The organism is Shewanella sp. 10N.286.54.B9, from assembly GCF_041468565.1.
GTDB lineage: Bacteria > Pseudomonadota > Gammaproteobacteria > Enterobacterales > Shewanellaceae > Shewanella.
This window is the reverse complement of the sequence record NZ_JBFRIY010000037.1, coordinates 131,058-148,820: the sequence shown is the minus strand read 5'-3', so window position 1 is coordinate 148,820 and position 17,763 is coordinate 131,058. Positions and strand designations below refer to the sequence as shown.

At 43.9% G+C, this 17,763-nt stretch carries 13 protein-coding genes and 1 riboswitch; of the genes, 8 read left to right on the top strand and 5 right to left on the bottom strand.

Annotated elements, in window-relative coordinates:
- Positions 1 to 423: 423 nt before the first annotated feature.
- Positions 424 to 2,556, top strand: coding sequence for a M3 family metallopeptidase (locus AB4135_RS13720; RefSeq protein WP_371993706.1), 2,133 nt, complete (start codon positions 424 to 426; stop codon positions 2,554 to 2,556).
- A gap of 345 nt (positions 2,557 to 2,901) precedes the next feature.
- Here the strand turns inward: AB4135_RS13720 and AB4135_RS13715 are convergent, their stop codons facing one another.
- The 3 genes from AB4135_RS13715 to AB4135_RS13705 form a co-directional block, all read right to left on the bottom strand.
- On the bottom strand, positions 2,902 to 4,473 hold the full coding sequence (locus AB4135_RS13715; RefSeq protein ID WP_371993704.1) for a Na+/H+ antiporter NhaC family protein: 1,572 nt from the start codon (positions 4,471 to 4,473) through the stop codon (positions 2,902 to 2,904).
- A 79-nt stretch (positions 4,474 to 4,552) separates the two neighbouring features.
- Positions 4,553 to 4,773: riboswitch (Lysine riboswitch) on the bottom strand.
- Positions 4,774 to 4,968: 195 nt separating this feature from the next.
- Positions 4,969 to 5,892 (bottom strand): electron transfer flavoprotein subunit alpha/FixB family protein, encoded by a 924-nt coding sequence (locus AB4135_RS13710; protein WP_371993702.1) that lies wholly within the window; start codon positions 5,890 to 5,892, stop codon positions 4,969 to 4,971.
- A complete protein-coding gene (locus AB4135_RS13705) occupies positions 5,892 to 6,641 on the bottom strand; it encodes an electron transfer flavoprotein subunit beta/FixA family protein (RefSeq protein WP_371993700.1) in 750 nt (249 codons plus the stop codon). The genes AB4135_RS13710 and AB4135_RS13705 overlap by 1 nt, the downstream gene beginning before the upstream one ends.
- Before the next feature lie 340 nt (positions 6,642 to 6,981).
- Here AB4135_RS13705 and AB4135_RS13700 point away from each other — a divergent pair, with 340 nt between their 5' ends.
- The 6 genes from AB4135_RS13700 to AB4135_RS13675 all read left to right on the top strand — a co-directional run bounded on the left by AB4135_RS13700 (position 6,982) and on the right by AB4135_RS13675 (position 13,853).
- A complete protein-coding gene (locus tag AB4135_RS13700) occupies positions 6,982 to 7,374 on the top strand; it encodes an H-NS family nucleoid-associated regulatory protein (RefSeq protein WP_371993699.1) in 393 nt (130 codons plus the stop codon).
- A 159-nt stretch (positions 7,375 to 7,533) separates the two neighbouring features.
- Entirely contained in the window at positions 7,534 to 10,581 is a 3,048-nt protein-coding gene (locus AB4135_RS13695) for an amidohydrolase family protein (protein ID WP_371993697.1), read from the top strand.
- An 89-nt stretch (positions 10,582 to 10,670) separates the two neighbouring features.
- Positions 10,671 to 11,948, top strand: a complete 1,278-nt coding sequence (locus AB4135_RS13690; protein WP_371993714.1) for an amidohydrolase family protein — start codon at positions 10,671 to 10,673, stop codon at positions 11,946 to 11,948.
- Positions 11,949 to 12,078: 130 nt separating this feature from the next.
- Positions 12,079 to 12,462, top strand: a complete 384-nt coding sequence (rcsF, locus tag AB4135_RS13685) for an Rcs stress response system protein RcsF (protein ID WP_371993696.1) — start codon at positions 12,079 to 12,081, stop codon at positions 12,460 to 12,462.
- Positions 12,463 to 12,484: 22 nt separating this feature from the next.
- Entirely contained in the window at positions 12,485 to 13,237 is a 753-nt protein-coding gene (gene tsaA / locus AB4135_RS13680; protein WP_371993694.1) for a tRNA (N6-threonylcarbamoyladenosine(37)-N6)-methyltransferase TrmO, read from the top strand.
- On the top strand, positions 13,230 to 13,853 hold the full coding sequence (locus tag AB4135_RS13675; RefSeq protein WP_371993692.1) for a DapH/DapD/GlmU-related protein: 624 nt from the start codon (positions 13,230 to 13,232) through the stop codon (positions 13,851 to 13,853). The genes tsaA and AB4135_RS13675 overlap by 8 nt, the downstream gene beginning before the upstream one ends.
- 34 nt (positions 13,854 to 13,887) lie before the next feature.
- On the opposite strand, the gene AB4135_RS13670 is transcribed toward AB4135_RS13675, so the two are convergent.
- A complete protein-coding gene (locus AB4135_RS13670) occupies positions 13,888 to 14,352 on the bottom strand; it encodes a GNAT family N-acetyltransferase (protein WP_371993690.1) in 465 nt (154 codons plus the stop codon).
- 519 nt (positions 14,353 to 14,871) lie between these two features.
- Complete coding sequence (locus tag AB4135_RS13665) at positions 14,872 to 15,222, bottom strand: DUF805 domain-containing protein (RefSeq protein WP_371993688.1); 351 nt, start codon at positions 15,220 to 15,222, stop codon at positions 14,872 to 14,874.
- Positions 15,223 to 16,017: 795 nt separating this feature from the next.
- Here AB4135_RS13665 and AB4135_RS13660 point away from each other — a divergent pair.
- Positions 16,018 to 17,730: a proline--tRNA ligase gene (locus AB4135_RS13660; protein ID WP_371993686.1), complete on the top strand. Its 1,713-nt coding sequence runs from the start codon at positions 16,018 to 16,020 to the stop codon at positions 17,728 to 17,730.
- Positions 17,731 to 17,763 lie beyond the last annotated feature (33 nt).

Sequence of the window (17,763 nt, the reverse complement as noted above, 5' to 3'; positions counted from 1 at the left end):
GTGTTATAGACTATTTGTGGAGAATAACTAAACGGCATAGCCTCCGCCTTGTCAAAATAGCCAATAAACTGCGGCAAAAACAACCGTGAAAGATCAACAGCCCCTAGCAAATGCCGAATCACTAGCAAGTTTTAGTCTATTTGAGCAGCTATTTTTGGTTGCGTGATTTAGCGCAAAGTCTGACCTTGCCCCCTGCTCTACAATTTTGCTACAAATCATAAAAAGAGACCACGAATCTAAGCAACAAATAAGGTTCTATAACCCTACCTTTTAAGAATCAATTAACGAACAATTGATAATGTGCAAATCACTATCTTCCTAAGTCTAAAAGGATATAGGTGGCTGAAAAGCCGAGGTACTAGTTCTAGCAAAGGTTTCTAACGCTAAGACACATAACAACTATAATGAAGGAAGTTCTAAACAATGCATAAGACATTAATCGCCGCAGCCATTACTGCGACATTTGCCCTGAGCGCATGTTCAACAACAAATCAGGAATCTAATCAAGCCGCTATGGTGCAAACCCAGAATCCGTTTATGCAAGCCAGCACCCTGCAATATCAAGCGCCCGACTTTACGCTGATTAAAGATGAGCATTTCGCGCCAGCGTTGAATCAAGGGATAGCTGAACACGACAAAGAAGTCATCGCCATCGCCAACAATAGCGCTGCGCCAACTTTCGACAATACAATTGTGGCATTGGAAAAGAGCGGTGAATTGCTGAATCGTACTTCTAAGGTTTTCTATAACCTTACAGGCTCTAACAGCAATCCAACCTTACGCCAAGTCCAAGGTGAAATGGCGCCGAAAATGGCAGCGCACTCTGACAACATCAATCTCAACCCTGCGCTGTTTACTCGCATAGAAACCTTATATAACAATCGAGCAGACTTAGGCTTAACGGCTGAACAAGACCGCCTTGTCGATGTTTACTATCAACGCTTTGTGCGTGCAGGAGCCAAACTCACAGAGTCACAAAAAACCAAAATTCGTAGCCTTAATGAAGAACAATCTACGCTTACCAATGAATTTGCGCAGCGATTGATGCGTCTATCGAAAGAGATTGCGGTAGTCGTCGACTCCAAAGAGCAGCTAGCCGGGCTTTCAGACAGCGCTATTCGCGCGGCAGCGAAAGATGCTGCTGATAATGGCCATGAAGGTAAATATCAACTCAACATCACCAACACCACTCGTCAGCCTGTTTTAGCACAGCTCGAAAACCGAATACTGCGTGAGCAAGTATGGCAAGCCTCTGCTAATCGTGGCCTCAGTGGAGAAAACGAAACCGCTTCATTAGTTGCGCGTTTAGCGCAGCTTCGTGCAGAACGTGCCGAACTTTTAGGCTTTGAAAGCTGGGCCGATTATCGCCTAGCACCACAGATGGCAAAAACGCCAGAAGCGGTTTACAAGATGTTTGGCTCTATGGTGCCAGCCGTTGTTGCAAATACCAATAAAGAAGCCGCCGACATTCAAGCGATGATAACTAGAACCGGCGGCGATTTTGAGCTCGCTCCTTGGGATTGGGCTTACTACGCCGAGCTGGTTCGCAAAGATAAGTACGACTTAGATGCAAGCGCTATTCGCCCATATTTTGAGTTTGACCGCGTATTAGAAGACGGTGTGTTCTTCACCCTTAAAGCACTGTATGGCGTAAGTTTAACCCCACGCCCAGATCTACCTGTATATCACCCAGATGTAAAAGCCTACGAGATGTTTGATGAAGATGGCACTAGCTTAGCCATCTTCTATGCCGATTACTTCTCTCGTGAAGGTAAACGTGGTGGAGCTTGGATGAGCTCTTTTGTGACCCAATCAGAGTTGCTTAACAATAAGCCTGTGGTGGTCAATGTAATGAATATTAAGAAGGCACCTGAAGGCGAGCCTACCTTTGTCAGTTATGATGAAGTGACCACCATGTTCCACGAAATGGGTCATGGCACTCATGGTATGTTCTCAAAAGTAATGTACCCAACCTTGTCTGGTACTTCTGTTTCACGCGACTTTGTTGAATTCCCTTCTACTTTTGAAGAGGACTGGGCTGCCCACCCTGAAGTACTTGCTAATTATGCCAAGCACTATGAAACTGGTGAAGCGATCCCACAAGAACTGTTAGAAAAACTGCTTAAGTCTCGTAGCTTTAACCAAGGTTTTGATACTTTAGAGTATATGTCAGCAGCGCTGTTAGATCTTGAGTGGCACTCACTTAAAGCCGGTGAACCACTGCAAGATGTGGCCAGCTTTGAAGCGGCAGCACTGAAGAAACACGCAGTAGACTTACCTGCGGTACCGCCGCGTTATAAGTCGACCTACTTTGCGCACGCATTCCCTGGAGGATACTCAGCCAGCTACTATGCCTACATGTGGAGTGAAATTTTAGCTGCTGACGCTTTTGCCTACGTACAAACTCAAGGTGGGTTGAATAGAGAAATAGGCATGAAGTTTAGAAAGACCATTCGTGAAGTCGGTAATACCGTTGCGCCTATGGACGCCTATAAAGCCTTCAGAGGTCAAGAGCCAACAACCGACGCCCTACTGAAGCGCCGCGGCTTGAACTAGTTCTTATACCAATCGGCATAAAGATGGTCGCTCAGCGAGAGTTTAGCGGTTTTGAGGCAAGGCAGTGAGTGAAGTACATAGTTATTCTACGTTCAAGCTCATTAACCCAGCATCAGAGCCGTTAAAGCTCGCCTGTAAGGAGTGTTTTTGGCTTCCTAATTCGGTGTTGGATAAAGGCAATAGGGAACAACCATTATGGCAATTATTCGCCTTGAATTAGTTTGCCAAAAAACACTCTGAGTCGAGCCACTACTTATACCAATTGGTATTATACCGATTGGTATTATCCCCACAAAAATGCCGCTCTAATTAGAGCGGCATTTTTATGTCTATCGAATTATCTGACTAAGCAGTGGTTCGCTGACAAGATTTAATCCGCAGTATAATCACACTAATCACAAACAGTGCACTACACGTTAATAAACCTGCAGTCACCGACTCAGTGAAACCAAGTACGATGTAACCTGCCAAACTAATACCTGCAACAATAAGGGCATAAGGCAACTGCGTGATCACATGATCGATATGATGACAATTAGCACCTGTCGACGACAAGATTGTGGTGTCAGATATCGGTGAACAATGGTCACCAAATACCGCACCAGCAAGCACTGCCGCAAGCATTGGTAACATCATGCCGGTGTGGCTACCCATCGCCATATCGGCTGCAATAGGCAACATAATACCGAATGTCCCCCAGCTGGTGCCGGTAGAGAAAGCAGTCAAACCTGCTAGTATAAATAGCACTGCTGGCAGCATGGCAAACGGAATATTACCGGTTGCTAAGCTCGCCATATACTTACCAGTTTCAAGTTGGCCAATCACGCCCGCTATCGTCCAAGCAAACAACAAGATGTAGATGGCTGGTAGCATAGATTTAGCGCCCTCAACCACACCTTTAACGATCATCTTCTTATCTACGCCTTGGTAGATCACCAATGCGAGCGTAACAACAAGACCAATTAAGGCACCAAAAAACAGTGAAGAACCCACATCAGTATTCTCAAACGCACCGATTAAGCTGAACGCTTCGTTCTTAGCTGCGAGCGCATCACCGCCACTGCTCACCATAAAGTAAAAAGTAGCAAAGACTAATACGGTTATAGGCAAGAACAAGCCGATGATCTTACCGGTGTCAGCTTCAGGTAGATCTGAATTTGCTCCAGGAGGTAACCCTTTAGTTTCATCATAAAGATTACCCTTTTGAGCATTAAGCTCATGCTGGCGCATAGGACCAATATCTAGTCCCATTAGCGCAACACAAAGTAGTAATAACAGCGCGAAAATAGCGTAGAAGTTCATCGGGATCATCTGTACAAATGTGCTTAGATGTCCTGAGTCAGTAAAACCATGAGCCGTTAAAATACCGCCGATCAACGCAATAATATAAGCACCCCAGCTTGATACTGGCGAGATCACACAGATAGGCGCGGCAGTTGAATCTAGCAAATAAGCTAATTTACTGCGGGAAATATAGTATCGATCGGTAAGTGGTCTTGCGACGCTCCCTACAACCAAACTATTGAAGTAATCATCAATAAACACTACACAGCCTAGGAACATAGTGAGTAGTTTGGCATCGCGTTTATTACGAATATGGTTACGGGCCCAGTCAGCAAACGCTCGGGCTGCGCCACTCACAGTGATCAATGCAGTGATCATTCCAAGTAGCACTAAGAAACCAAGAATATATAGGTTCCAGCTGTTGAGTGCACCGTCATCCCACACGAGCCCCATCACTTTTTCACCTACGTATTGCGCCGTATTCACTGCAGAAAAATCTGTCAGCAATAGCGCACCCAGCAGGATCCCTACCCCAAGAGAAAGTAAAACACGACGCGTTAACATCGCCAGTACGATTGCAACTACCGGAGGCAGCAACGAAAGTGCCGAATCGGCATAGCTTAAAATTGTCATTTAATTATTATCTTCGCTAAGTACGAATGGAGGCCGACTGAACTGGTGGGAGTTAGCATTGAAAGCTGATTACACCTGTCCTATCAGTAGCGCTCCACAGTAATATCGATGTCTGACATCGATATAAATCTTCCTATCTTCCAGATAAGAAATACTATGGCAGTGCTGTTCCTATTTGGTAACAGCCCCAGCAACAAGCCCCGATATGCTATGTCACTTCGGCATTAAATCCTTTCTCAACAAGTCACAGGCATCACCCTACTTGTCGGTACTAATATTAAATGCACCTCTACTTCTAAGGACGCTAAATAGACAGAGCTAATTAACGTGAATGACATAAAAACATAAGCGGCTTTAGGGATGCTACCCTAAAGCCGCTTATCGTGACACAGTTCTCAAATATTACCAACCCAAACTCATTACCGATAACAGCGCAGCAACCACCAGGTTACAACTGATTGTTTTTTAACTGCCATCAATAAGCTAGTTAATAAATTAAAGCTGTGCTAAAAGCTGAGGTACTGCTTCAAACAGATCAGCTTCCAATCCATAGTCTGCAACTTGGAAAATCGGCGCTTCTGGATCTTTGTTGATTGCGACAATCACTTTTGAATCTTTCATACCGGCAAGATGCTGAATCGCACCAGATATACCCACAGCAATATACAAGTCAGGCGCTACGATTTTTCCGGTTTGCCCTACTTGCAGGTCGTTAGGCACATAACCCGCGTCGACTGCAGCGCGTGAAGCGCCCAGTGCACCACCCAGCTTATCTGCCAATTGCTCCAGCATACCGAAGTTCTCGCTATTACCCAAAGCACGACCACCAGAAACAATCACCCCAGCGCTGCCGAGTTCCGGACGTTCAGATTCCGTTAGGCTCTGAGAAACAAATTCGACCTGAGGGGCGACTTCTTGTGAAAGCGTCACTAGATCGGCATTACCGTCGCTTGCTACTGCATCAAATGCACTTGAGCGAACTGTCATCACCTTCTTGTCATCTAAGCTTTGTACCGTTGCTAATGCATTACCTGCATAAACTGGGCGAACGAAGGTGTCAGGACTTACCACTTCTATCACTTCTGATAGTTGGTTGACGTCAAGCAGTGCTGCAACCCGTGGCAATATGTCCTTACCGTGACTTGATGCTGCGGCAAGTACATGCTCGTAGTCTGCTGCAACTTCAGTAATGACATCTGCTATGTTTTCAGCCAAACCGTTGGCATAAACGGCCGCATCTGCAACCAAAACATTACGTACACCATTTAGCTGTTGTGCGCTTTTAACTGCATCGCCACAGTTATGACCAATAACCAGCACATCAATGTCGCTACCAATGGCTTGACCACAGGCAATCACTTTAGCGGTATCCAGTTTAAGACTGGCGTTATCGTGTTCTGCTAATACTAAAATTGCCATTAGATCACCTTCGCTTCATTCTTTAACTTTTCAACCAACTCTTCTACAGAAGAAACCATCACACCCGCACTGCGCTGAGCAGGAGGAGTAACTTTAATGATATTTTGATGCGCTTTTAATGTCACATCAAAATCAGCAGGAGTTAGCGACTCAAGTGGTTTGCGCTTTGCTTTCATAATGTTAGGCAACTTCGCATAACGAGGTTCGTTTAGACGTAAGTCAGCAGTCACAACAGCAGGTAGAGGTAGCATTAACGTTTGTAAACCACCGTCAACTTCGCGGGTCACGGTGAGCTGGTTAGCGTCGACCTTTACCTCAGAGGCAAATGTTGCCTGCGGCATTTTGCCAATGGCAGCTAACATTTGACCCGTTTGGTTGTTATCACTGTCAATTGACTGTTTACCTAAGATTACTAAATCAGCCTGCTCTTTTTGCTGTACAGCATGGATAAGTTTGGCCACCGATAACGGAACTAGGTCTTCATCGGTTTCAATATGAATAGCTCGGTCAGCCCCTAGTGCAAGCGCCGTTCTCAACTGCTCTTGTGACGCTTTAGGGCCAATACTGAGTACAACCACTTCTGAAGCGTTACCCGCTTCTTTCAAACGAACAGCTTCTTCTACTGCAATCTCACAAAACGGGTTAATCGCCATTTTAAGGTTTGCGGTATCGACACAAGTATTGTCAGCATTAACCCTGACCTTAACATTGGCATCGACGACACGTTTTACTGGCACCAATACTTTCATAGGGCTTCCTTCTTACGTCTCTTAATGAACGGGATTGTGTGAATAGCCACTTATATAGCACAGTCGCTATTACAGAATTTAGAGTCACTTTACGTGCTGTTGACGTTAACGTCAACCTAGAGTCGAACACCTGTTCATATTTATCTGTTCATCAACAGAGTATTTACCTTATATCTATACTTTTTCATCAATATAACAAGCCTTTTCCAGTTAAATTATAATTAATCCTTTTTAATTATTAATAAAACTAAAATAATATTTGATCCTTATTGAAATAGTTTCTATTATTTAGCCAGAATATATAAATCCATATCAACTTTTTTAATCGGACTTAATCATTATGAGCGAATTTTTAGATATTTTGACCCACGGTCGCCGTTTTAAAGCTGCTGTAAAAGAGTTATCTCTTGAAGACTTGAAAGAAGTTTCAGTAAAGCTAGAAAAAATCATCGAAGAAAAAGCATCTCAAGCAGAAGCTGAAAGCGAAGCAATGGCAGAGCGTAATGCTAAAATTGAAGAAATTCGTAAACAAATGGAAGCCATTGGTTTATCAGTTGATGATATTGGCGGCGCTGGTGTTAAACCTGCTCCGAAGAAGCGTGCTCCACGTCCTGCTAAATACCAAATCGAAGTTAATGGCGAAATGGTGCAATGGACTGGTCAAGGCCGCATGCCAACCGTATTTAAAAATGAATTAGAAAATGGCCGTACTATGGAAGACTTCCTTATCTAAGTTTTCTCATACCGCCTTTAAAAACCCAGCTTTTGCTGGGTTTTTTGTTAATTATCGCTACATATACATTCAAGGTTACAAATACTACTTAGTAATTGGCATTAAGTTAAGATATGCTCACATCTCCACCACTTCCTATAACAAACAATAAGTACGATAATGCATAAACATAAAATAAAAGCCCTTGTCGCCCTACTTAGTGTGTTGAGCAGCCATAGTGTAATAGCCAATGAGCAGCTGACAGATAATACGCCAAAAATCACAGCCTTAAGTCATGCAACTCTGATGTTAGAACCTGGAGAAGTACTGACTAATGCCACTTTATTAATTGAAAATAATCGAATAAAGTCAATTATAAAAGATAATGATATCCCAGCAGGAGCCTTAGAAATAAACCTGTCAGGTCATATTATTTACCCAGGTTTTATTGATCCATTCACTGAATATGCAATCGAATATGAATCCCAGAGTGAAGATAGCGATGGTCCGGTTTATGAAATAAAACGAATTGGTGGTAACGCCGAAAATGGTGCTATCCATTCAGAGAAAGAATGGTTTAATTATGTATACCCCGACAAAGAACAAGCTAACAAATGGATTAACAATGGCTTTACCAGTGTGCAGTCTAGCTATTTAGATGGCATATTTAGAGGCCGAGGAGTCAGCTTATCTCTGGCAGATAAAAAAGCAAACGATATAATATACAAAGCAAAAGCCAATCAATTTATGGCATTTGATAAAGGCTCATCTATTCAAGACTACCCACAATCATTAATGGGTAGCATGGCGCTCATTCGACAAACGTTCTCCGATGCACTTTGGTATAACAGTAATATAGACAAAAGTACTAGTTCACCTAATAGTGTTGAATTCAATATTGCATTGGAGCGTCTTTCAAACTTGAAAGAACAACGCTTCATATTTCAAACAAAGAACTTAAATAATCAATTAAGAGCTGCTAGATTATTAAATAAGCAAAAGCTAAAAGGTAGCTTAGTTGGTAATGGCCATGAGTACGCTAGAATTGATGAACTAAAATCTTACCCCTATAGTTTAGTATTGCCTTTAAATTACCCTGCTGCACCAACCATTATCGATAGCGATAGTGAACGAGATGTCAGTTTGGCATCTTTAAGACATTGGGAAACAGCCCCGAGTAATGCCGCCATGGTGGCCAAAGCTGACGTGCCTTTTGCGCTAACGCAATACGGTATTGATGAAGACAAATTTTGGCCTAGACTCAAGCAAGCTATTGAGCGAGGACTCGATCAGGAAACCGCCCTTGCTGCGTTGACCACTGAGGCTGCAGAAATAGCAGGGATCAGTAATATGGCTGGTCAACTGAAGCCTGGCTTTATGGCCGATTTAGTCATTAGTAACGGTAATGTATTTGAAGATGGCAAAATCACCAGCATCTGGTTACAAGGTGAAGAGCGTCAGCTTATCAGCCGCGATCTAGCCCTACTCGCGCAGCCGTACCAACTACAAATTAATGAGTTAACTTTTGACCTTAACATTGAACAAGAGCCGAGTTTAGCGGGTACCTTGTCCAGTGGCGAACAAGAGATCAGCCTAGCCAACGTTAACTTCCACCAAGGTCGAATGACCTTTAGTGCTGATTTAGCCGACGCTGGTATTGCTGGGATTAGCCGTTTCACATTGTGGTTTGATGACAATGGCATTCGTGGTCGCCTGCTCGATAGCAATAATCAAATTGTACCTTTTGGCGGCACAAAGCTTGAACAAATAGCATTAGATGATAACGACTCACTCAATGCCAAGAGCGCAGAGTTACCGAAAATTGCTAAGCAAACTTCACCCAATGTTGCCTATGGTTTGTTAAAACAACCCGCTCAAGACAAACTGCATATCAAAAACGCCACTATCTGGACGTCTGCTGAAAACGGTGTATTGAACAACACAGACTTGATTATCTCTCGCGGAAAAATAGAGGAGATAGGAAGCCAATTAAGTACCCCGTCAGGATATAAAGTCATCGATGCCTCAGGCATGCACCTCACTGCAGGTATTATTGATGAGCACTCACATATTGCACTAAATGGTGGTACAAACGAAGCGACCGATGCCGTCACTTCAGAAGTAAGAATAGGTGATGTGATTAACCCTGATGATATCGCCATCTACCGCGGCCTTGCCGGCGGTGTCACTACCGCACAGATTCTACACGGCAGTGCCAACCCTATTGGCGGTCAGGCGCAAATCATTCAACTAAAATGGGGAGATAACGCCGAGCAGTTAAAATTTAAAGGCGCTCCTGCAAGTATTAAATTCGCACTCGGTGAAAATGTTAAACAAAGTAACTGGGGAGACAACTTTGACAGTCGATTCCCTCAGAGTCGTATAGGTGTTAAATCTCTGTTCAGCGAGGCATTTAACGAAGCCTTAGCGTACAGGAAAGCACAGCGTGATTATAAAAAAATGCGCTCCAGCGAACGAAGGCGTACTGTTGCCCCGCAATACAACTACCGCTTAGAAGCTGTTGCCGAGGTCTTAGAGCAAACACGTAGTGTACATATTCACTCTTACGTGCAATCTGAAATCTTAATGTTTCTTAGATTGGCGGAAGCTTACAACTTTAAAGTAGGCACTTTCACCCATATTCTTGAAGGTTATAAAGTGGCTGATGAAATGGCCAAACATGGTGCCTATGCATCTACCTTCTCTGACTGGTGGGCTTACAAATTTGAAGTTTATGATGCTATCCCGCAAAACACCTGCCTAATGCAAAACAAAGGCGTACTCACCAGCATCAACTCTGACGATTACGAAATGCAGCGCAGACTCAATCAGGAAGCAGCAAAATCGATGATGTATTGCGGTATGAATGCAGAAGATGCTTGGAAGATGATCACTATTAATCCTGCAATACAGCTAGGCATCGAGGAAAAAGTGGGCTCACTGGTTGAGGGAAAACAAGCTGATATCGTGCTTTGGACTGACTCACCACTGTCGGTTTACGCCAAAGTGGACTCCACTTGGATTCAAGGACGTCGATACTTTAACCGCGAGCAAGATAAATTGGCTCAACTCGAAGTCGAAAAAGAGCGTGCCGCGTTGATCCAAAAAGTGTTACTTAGTGATGATGCCCACAAACAAGGTGAAACCAGTATCGAGTTAAATGAACCCGAATGGCACTGCGACACTCACTTTAATGCATGGCAACAAACAGCTCAAGGAGCACTGTAATGAAGCTCACTCAATCAATCAAAATAGCAGGCTCACTCGCTAGCGTTATTACTTCATGCTTGTTTAGCGGTGCGCTTTATGCCCACGACATGCTGCCAGCACCGGCGCAAACTTCAGCAATACTATTTACCAATGCCACTGTGCACACAGTGACTCAAGGTCAACTGGACAATACCGACGTACTGATAGCAGATGGCAAAATTGTGGCTGTTGGACAGAACCTAGCAGTCGCGGAACCAGCAGCGGATCTTGGCGAGCAAGCAGATAAGCCAGCAACTCAATCAGAAACAACGCTCATGGCCGCCAGCGCAGTCGTGTTCGATGCCAGCAATAAACATATCTATCCAGGTCTTATTGCACTTGATACCACAATGGGGCTTGTTGAAGTAGAGATGATGCGCCCAAGTAATGATGCCTACGAAGTGGGCTTTATTAATCCACAGCTTGAGGCCATTTCCGCCTTTAACCCAGATTCTGAAATCATTCCCACCGTACGTGTTAATGGTATTACTCATGCTCAGGTCGTTCCGCAAGGTGATGGCCTAGCAGGTCAATCAGCACTCGTGTCGATGGACAGTTGGACCATTGAAGATGCATTAGTTGAGTCAAACAAACAGTTTCACCTCTATTGGCCTTATATCCGTTGGATCTCTTCTGATGCTGACAAACGTCAAGAGCAACTTGATGATCTTGGCAAGCGAGTAAACAAGGTTCATGACGCTTTTACTGACGCTCATCGTTATCAACTGGCACTTAAAGCCGGTAAAGTAAATAAAACAGACCTACGTTGGCAGTCTCTAACCCCACTATTTGACGGTGATGCGCAGTTGTTTATTCATGCACAATCACAAAAGCAGATAGAGGAAGCGATTGCACTGAGTAAAATGTATGGCTTTAAAATTGTTATTGTTGGTGGCTATGATGCTTGGCGCTTAGCCGATGCTTTGAGCGAAGTGAATGCTAAAGTTGTCTATACCCAAACATTGAGCTTACCGAAGCGTAAAGATGAACCAATTGATCTGGCCTTCAAAATTCCAGCACTGCTTAAACAAGCCAACGTGCCTTTCGCACTCGGTTTTTCGTCCGACTGGAATAGCCGTAACTTGCCTTTTGCAGCGGGGCAAACAGTGGCTTATGGATTAACTAAGTCACAAGCACTTCAAAGCATCACCCTTGATGCCGCTAGAGTACTTGATATTGACGACATGGGCGCGATTGCGCCTGGCTTTAAAGCCAACATGATTATTGCAACGGGTGATATTTTAGACCCGATGCAGGCGGGCATTGAGGCGGTTTATATTGATGGTCGTAAAATTGATCTAAATAATCGTCATCAACAGCTTTATCAAAAGTATCTAAAGCGCTAGAATTTCAAACTTATAGCGCTAACAAGACCGTTTAATAAAAAGTGCTCTTTATGAGCACTTTTTTGTACGCCTCTGTAGTGAAAGTTAACCCCTTTTACTAACCTAATAACTCATATAACAGGCATTCATTATGAAATACCTACTGCCAGCAACTCTCGTCATTTTACTCAGCGCATGTGCGGGTGAATATGCCTTTAACAGTAACCTCGATGGCGAAGCAATTAACGATTACTTTAAAGTTGGCGATGTCACCCTCTATGAAGGAAATATTCAACCTAAAGGACCTTATGAAATAAAAGGTTTAGTTGAAGGCGAGACTTGTCAAGTCGGTGAAAGCGATGCACCTGCTTCTATTGTAGAAGCGCGCACACTAGCTCGCCGCGCTGCAGCGGATAAGCAAGCAAACGGGCTGGTCATTAAAAACTGCCTACTGATCGAAGAGTCGACTCCAAACTGCGTAACTCGCGCGCTTTGTGTTGGCCAAGCCATTGTAACTACTACAGCGCAGGAATAGCCTAATCGCTAAATAACTGACTATGTCTTTTACCAATCAGATCCAAGCAGTAGCATATTGCCGCACGCCCTATAAACAAAAGTTCGGTATCCCACGCCAACCAGGTCTTGTGAGTGCTGCACGTGGTTTTGTTGAGCTTGCTCCGCCTTTCAATCAAATTGATGCAGTAAGAGGCTTAGAGCAATACTCCCACTTATGGTTACTTTTTTGTTTCCATGAAAATTTAGCTCAAGGCTGGAAAACCACGGTTCGCCCTCCCCGTTTAGGTGGTAATGAGAAGCTTGGAGTATTTGCGACACGCTCAACTTTTAGGCCCAACGGTATTGGTCAATCAGTGGTGAAACTCCATGGCGTACACAGCGATAACGGTAAAGTCCGCTTGGAAATCTCCGGCATGGACCTGCTTGATGGCACTCCAATCGTAGATATTAAGCCTTATATCCCCTTTTCCGACTCGATTGAAGAGGCGGCAGGTGGTATTGCCCAAGAAGCGCCAGTGCTGGCAAAGGTCAATTTTAGCCAGCCTGCTCAACAGCAATTGGAACAGTATCAAAAAAATCCTGATTATCCACGACTGGCCGAACTTATAGAAGGTGTATTAGGGCAAGATCCTCGTCCCGCTTACAAGAAGGCGAAAGCCGATCCTAAGCTTTATCAAGTCGCTCTGTATGACTTAGATATCCTATGGAAAATGTTACCCCACGGTATCGAAGTGCTTGAGTTAAGGCCTTCACAAGTTGGCACCTCCGCCAAGTTGGAGAAAGCGGATGACTGAAGCAGACAAGCCTGACTACCAAACTCAACATAAAAAGCGCCTGTCGTACATGCCATGGCTATACTTTTCCCTTAAAGAGAAGCACCTAATCTGGGCTAAACCTTGGCAAGATAAAGTGCAAGCACACTTTTGCAGTGTCGAAACCATCTCTATCGCCGAAAACAGCTTTGTTGCGCCAGAGGCTAATCTGTTTGCAGAGCGTGGTCGCGAGATCAAAGTCGGTAGACAATGCATGATTGCCGCCGATAGTTTTATACATGGGCCGCTCACTTTAGGCGATGAGGTTGCAATAAATCATGGTTGCTCAATCGATGGTGGCCGTCATGGCATTACCATTGGCAATCAAACTCGCATTGCCAACAACGTTACCATCTACGCTTTTAATCATGGCATGGCACCAGAAACGCCAATCTATCAACAATCTTCCAACTCAAAAGGCGTTGTTATTGGTGAAGATGTTTGGATAGGGGCACAAGCTGGTATTGTTGATGGCGTAACAATCGGCTCCCATGCCGTTGTCGGAATGGGGGCTGTAGTCACTAAAGATGTTGCAGATTACGCCATTGTCGCAGGAAACCCTGCAAAGGTGATTGGTGATAGACGAGATAAAACATAGGACTTTATAAATAAAATCATCCTGTTTATCTGTGTTAGAACAGTTGCTTCGCCATTACGACTGATGCCATCTCAAAGCCTAAAGGGTGCACCCATAAGGTTTCTTCTTTAGCGACAAAACCTAGGCCTTGATAAAATTTAACGGCATTTAAAGAGGAAGAGAGCGTTAACTGCTTAACGCCTGCGCGCTTGGCTACCAACAGCAATTCACTCGCAATCAGCTTTCCATAACCTTTACCTGCGCAATCTGGGGTAACAAAAAGTGCCTCAAGACGACGCTGCTGAATATCGACAAAGCCAAAAGCCAGAAGCTGATTTTGAACCTCAAAGACCAGTGCCTCATGATGCACTAGTACGTCGGCAAACCCGTCAGGCATTGGCGCACTTGACCAGCTAGATACTGTTTCCTGACTATAATGGCTGGAGCAACTTATCAATATCGCCTGAGTCCTTATTTGCCACACCCTGTAAACATCTGCCTTGGTCGCTTTTCTAATCATCTATCCTCCAGTCTACAGGGTTAAATTTTGATAGTTATAAGCAAATGTGAGCGGGTTAGCACCAACTTTGATCGCTCAGTTATTATAAATATCATTCGCTATGCATCTCTCTATTAATGAGAAGATGCTAAATAGAAACTTGAATGACCAATATATCAATCACGTTATCTGAATTATTGACTTATCCGAGCTCACCAAAAGGTTGATTTAAAATCATGCCGCCTTTCTTTATTGAGATGTCTTTGCCATTTCACTTCATCGCACCTTGTCCGACAAACACTACATATACCTGCTCTACTTGAAGAAGTGATGTTCAGCAGCATCGTCTGGCAGAACGGGATCTTTCTTGATTATTTGCACGCTTGTGGTCACTCGCTGTCGAATTAGCGGGCAGTACCACTTTATCAATAAACGATGCTGTACTTTCAGTACGAGCAGTATTATCTATAACAACTATACGCAAGAAAAAGGCCGAGTCATCACTGAATTCGGCCTTAAAAATATCAATATACGCTTAACTTAACTTGCAGCAACGGCTTTGGGGCTGCTGCCGTAGCTATTTTCATCATGGCTGTCTTGTACAAAAAAGACGATCAGTACGATAAAGCCAATAATAGGGATGATAAACAGCAACTGCCACCAGCCACTACGGCCAGTATCATGCAATCTTCTAGCACCAATACTTAATGATGGTACAAGCAATGCTAATGAAAAGAGAAGCGAAAACAATTCAGTGCCAAGCAATGACCCCACTAGCGCTAAAGCCAAATAGAAAATAGTGTAAAACAACATAAACATCCAATACTCAGTTCGTCTTGCACGTCCTGAAAAATCAGCGTATTTCTTTAAAGCTCCGATAAAATAATCCATTACCTTGGACTCTCCTTGTTAGTTTCAATTTCTATGCTCAATTTTGAGTGTATCTTCCAGTCTAAATATCTGAATATGGCTTAGCCAATACTCCGTTTCGATATTGCGTCAAAGTTAAATTAAATAGCGTTAATTAACAACCTTTTAAATTGACAAATAGTACTGATAAACACGTTAATCTACATCCTTGGTATAAAACCCAATAGCTAGAATCGACATATTGGCAATGCTCGTAAGGGCATTCTGGTTTCGATATAATTGCTAAGGCATCTGCACGAGGCACTCTAGACAAATTCACCAGCTAATTTAAAGCAGATATTCATAGCGATTATCCCCCTGTTCACCTGCAAGCAGGTCTATACCCGTGCTACCTGAAGTTGCAGGATTCAGTGGGAATTTAATGGGCTTTAATCAAGGTCAGTTATTGCTCCTGCTAAACAGACATTCGCACCATCCCTGGCGCTTGCATTGATTGCCATTAATGGTCGCTCCCTTAGTAAAATCAATAACACCGAGTAAAGCCCATGCTTTTTATATAAGAAACGCCCATCGCAGAAGGCATTGTGCCAGCCCACTTCGTTGTTGCACTAACTTAAAAGGGAATAACCATTTCTACATTAATGCGCCTAGAATTGAACAGGCACAATGCCTCTGAAACGAGCATTTTCAAGTAGAACGGGTATATATAATTCCAACTAAAAGCAACAATTTTGATTATTGTCGAAATCCTTAGGTGACATCACTTCTACAAGTGATAAAATGGCGCCCATTCAACTCAAATTTGGACATTCGGTAATGCGCGTAAGCAAGTACCTGCTATCTACTCAAAAAGAAACACCTGCTAATGCAGAAGTCATTAGTCATCAGTTAATGTTACGTGCGGGCATGATCCGTCGTAATGCATCTGGTTTATACAGCTGGTTGCCGACAGGTTTACGTGTACTGCGTAAAATTGAAGCGATTGTTCGTGAAGAGATGAACAAAGCAGGTTCTGTAGAGATCCTTATGCCAATGGTGCAGCCTGCCGATCTTTGGGTTGAGACAGGTCGTTTTGAAAAGTTTGGTCCTGAACTGCTGCGCTTCCAAGACCGTCACAACCGTGATTTCGTTTTAGGCCCTACTCACGAAGAAGTGATCACTGACATCGTGCGTAAAGAGGTTAACTCTTACAAACAGTTGCCACTGAACCTATACCAAATTCAAACTAAATTCCGTGATGAAGTTCGTCCACGTTTTGGCGTGATGCGCTCACGCGAATTTTTGATGAAAGATGCTTACTCTTTCCACCTAGAGCAAGAGTGCATGGATGAAACCTATGAGGCTATGTTCCAGGCTTATAACAACATCCTTACTCGTTTGGGTTTATCATTCCGCCCTGTAATGGCAGATACCGGCTCTATTGGTGGCAGTTTGTCACACGAGTTCCACGTATTGGCTAACAGCGGTGAAGACTTAATCGCTTACTCTACCGAAAGTGACTACGCCGCTAACATTGAAAAATGTGAAGCGCCAATGCCGACTGCAGCACGTCAAGCAGCTACCGTAGAGATGACTTTAGTCGACACGCCTAAAGCGAAAACCATTGCAGAGCTTGTTGAGCATCACGATATCGTGATTGAAAAAACCGTTAAGACCTTAATCGTTAAAGGCGCGACTGAAGAAGCGCCTTTGGTTGCTCTTGTTATTCGTGGTGACCATGATCTTAACGAAGTAAAAGCAGAAAAAATTGAAGCTGTTCTGGCTCCTTTTGAATTTGCAGATGAAGCAGACATTCGTAAAGCCATTGGTGCCGGACCGGGTTCAATTGGCCCTGTTGGTCTTAACATTCCAGTCTTCGTTGATCACGGCGTAGCGGTTATGAGTGACTTTGGCGCAGGTGCAAACCAAGACGATAAGCACTACTTTGGCATCAACTGGGAACGCGACTTACCGAGTGCACCAGCATTTGATTTACGTAATATCATCGAGGGTGAGGCCAGCCCTTGTGGTAAAGGCACTATCGCACTGCTTCGCGGTATCGAAGTCGGTCACATCTTCCAGCTGGGTAGCAACTACTCAGAAGCGATGCACGCGAACGTACTTGACCAAAATGGTAAGTCTAAGACACTGCTTATGGGTTGCTACGGCGTGGGTGTTAGCCGCATGGTTGCTGCTGCAATTGAGCAAAACCATGATGACCGCGGAATTATTTGGCCTGCAACCATTGCTCCGTTCCAAGTTGGTATCTTACCAATGAACATGCATAAGTCTCACCGCGTTAAAGATATGGCTGAACAGCTATATCAAGATCTAACGGATGCAGGTATGGAAGTCTTGTTTGATGACCGTAAAGAGCGCGCCGGTGTGATGTTTGCTGATATGGAGCTGGTAGGCTTACCCAATGTTGTGGTCATCGGTGACCGTAATATTGATAACGGCGTATTCGAATATAAGAATCGTCGCACTGGTGAGAAGCAAGATGTTCCATTCGATCAAATTGTTGAGTTCTTAAAGGCACAACAAGCTTAATCCAACAATGAGCCGCTCTTGTCGTTAAACGCT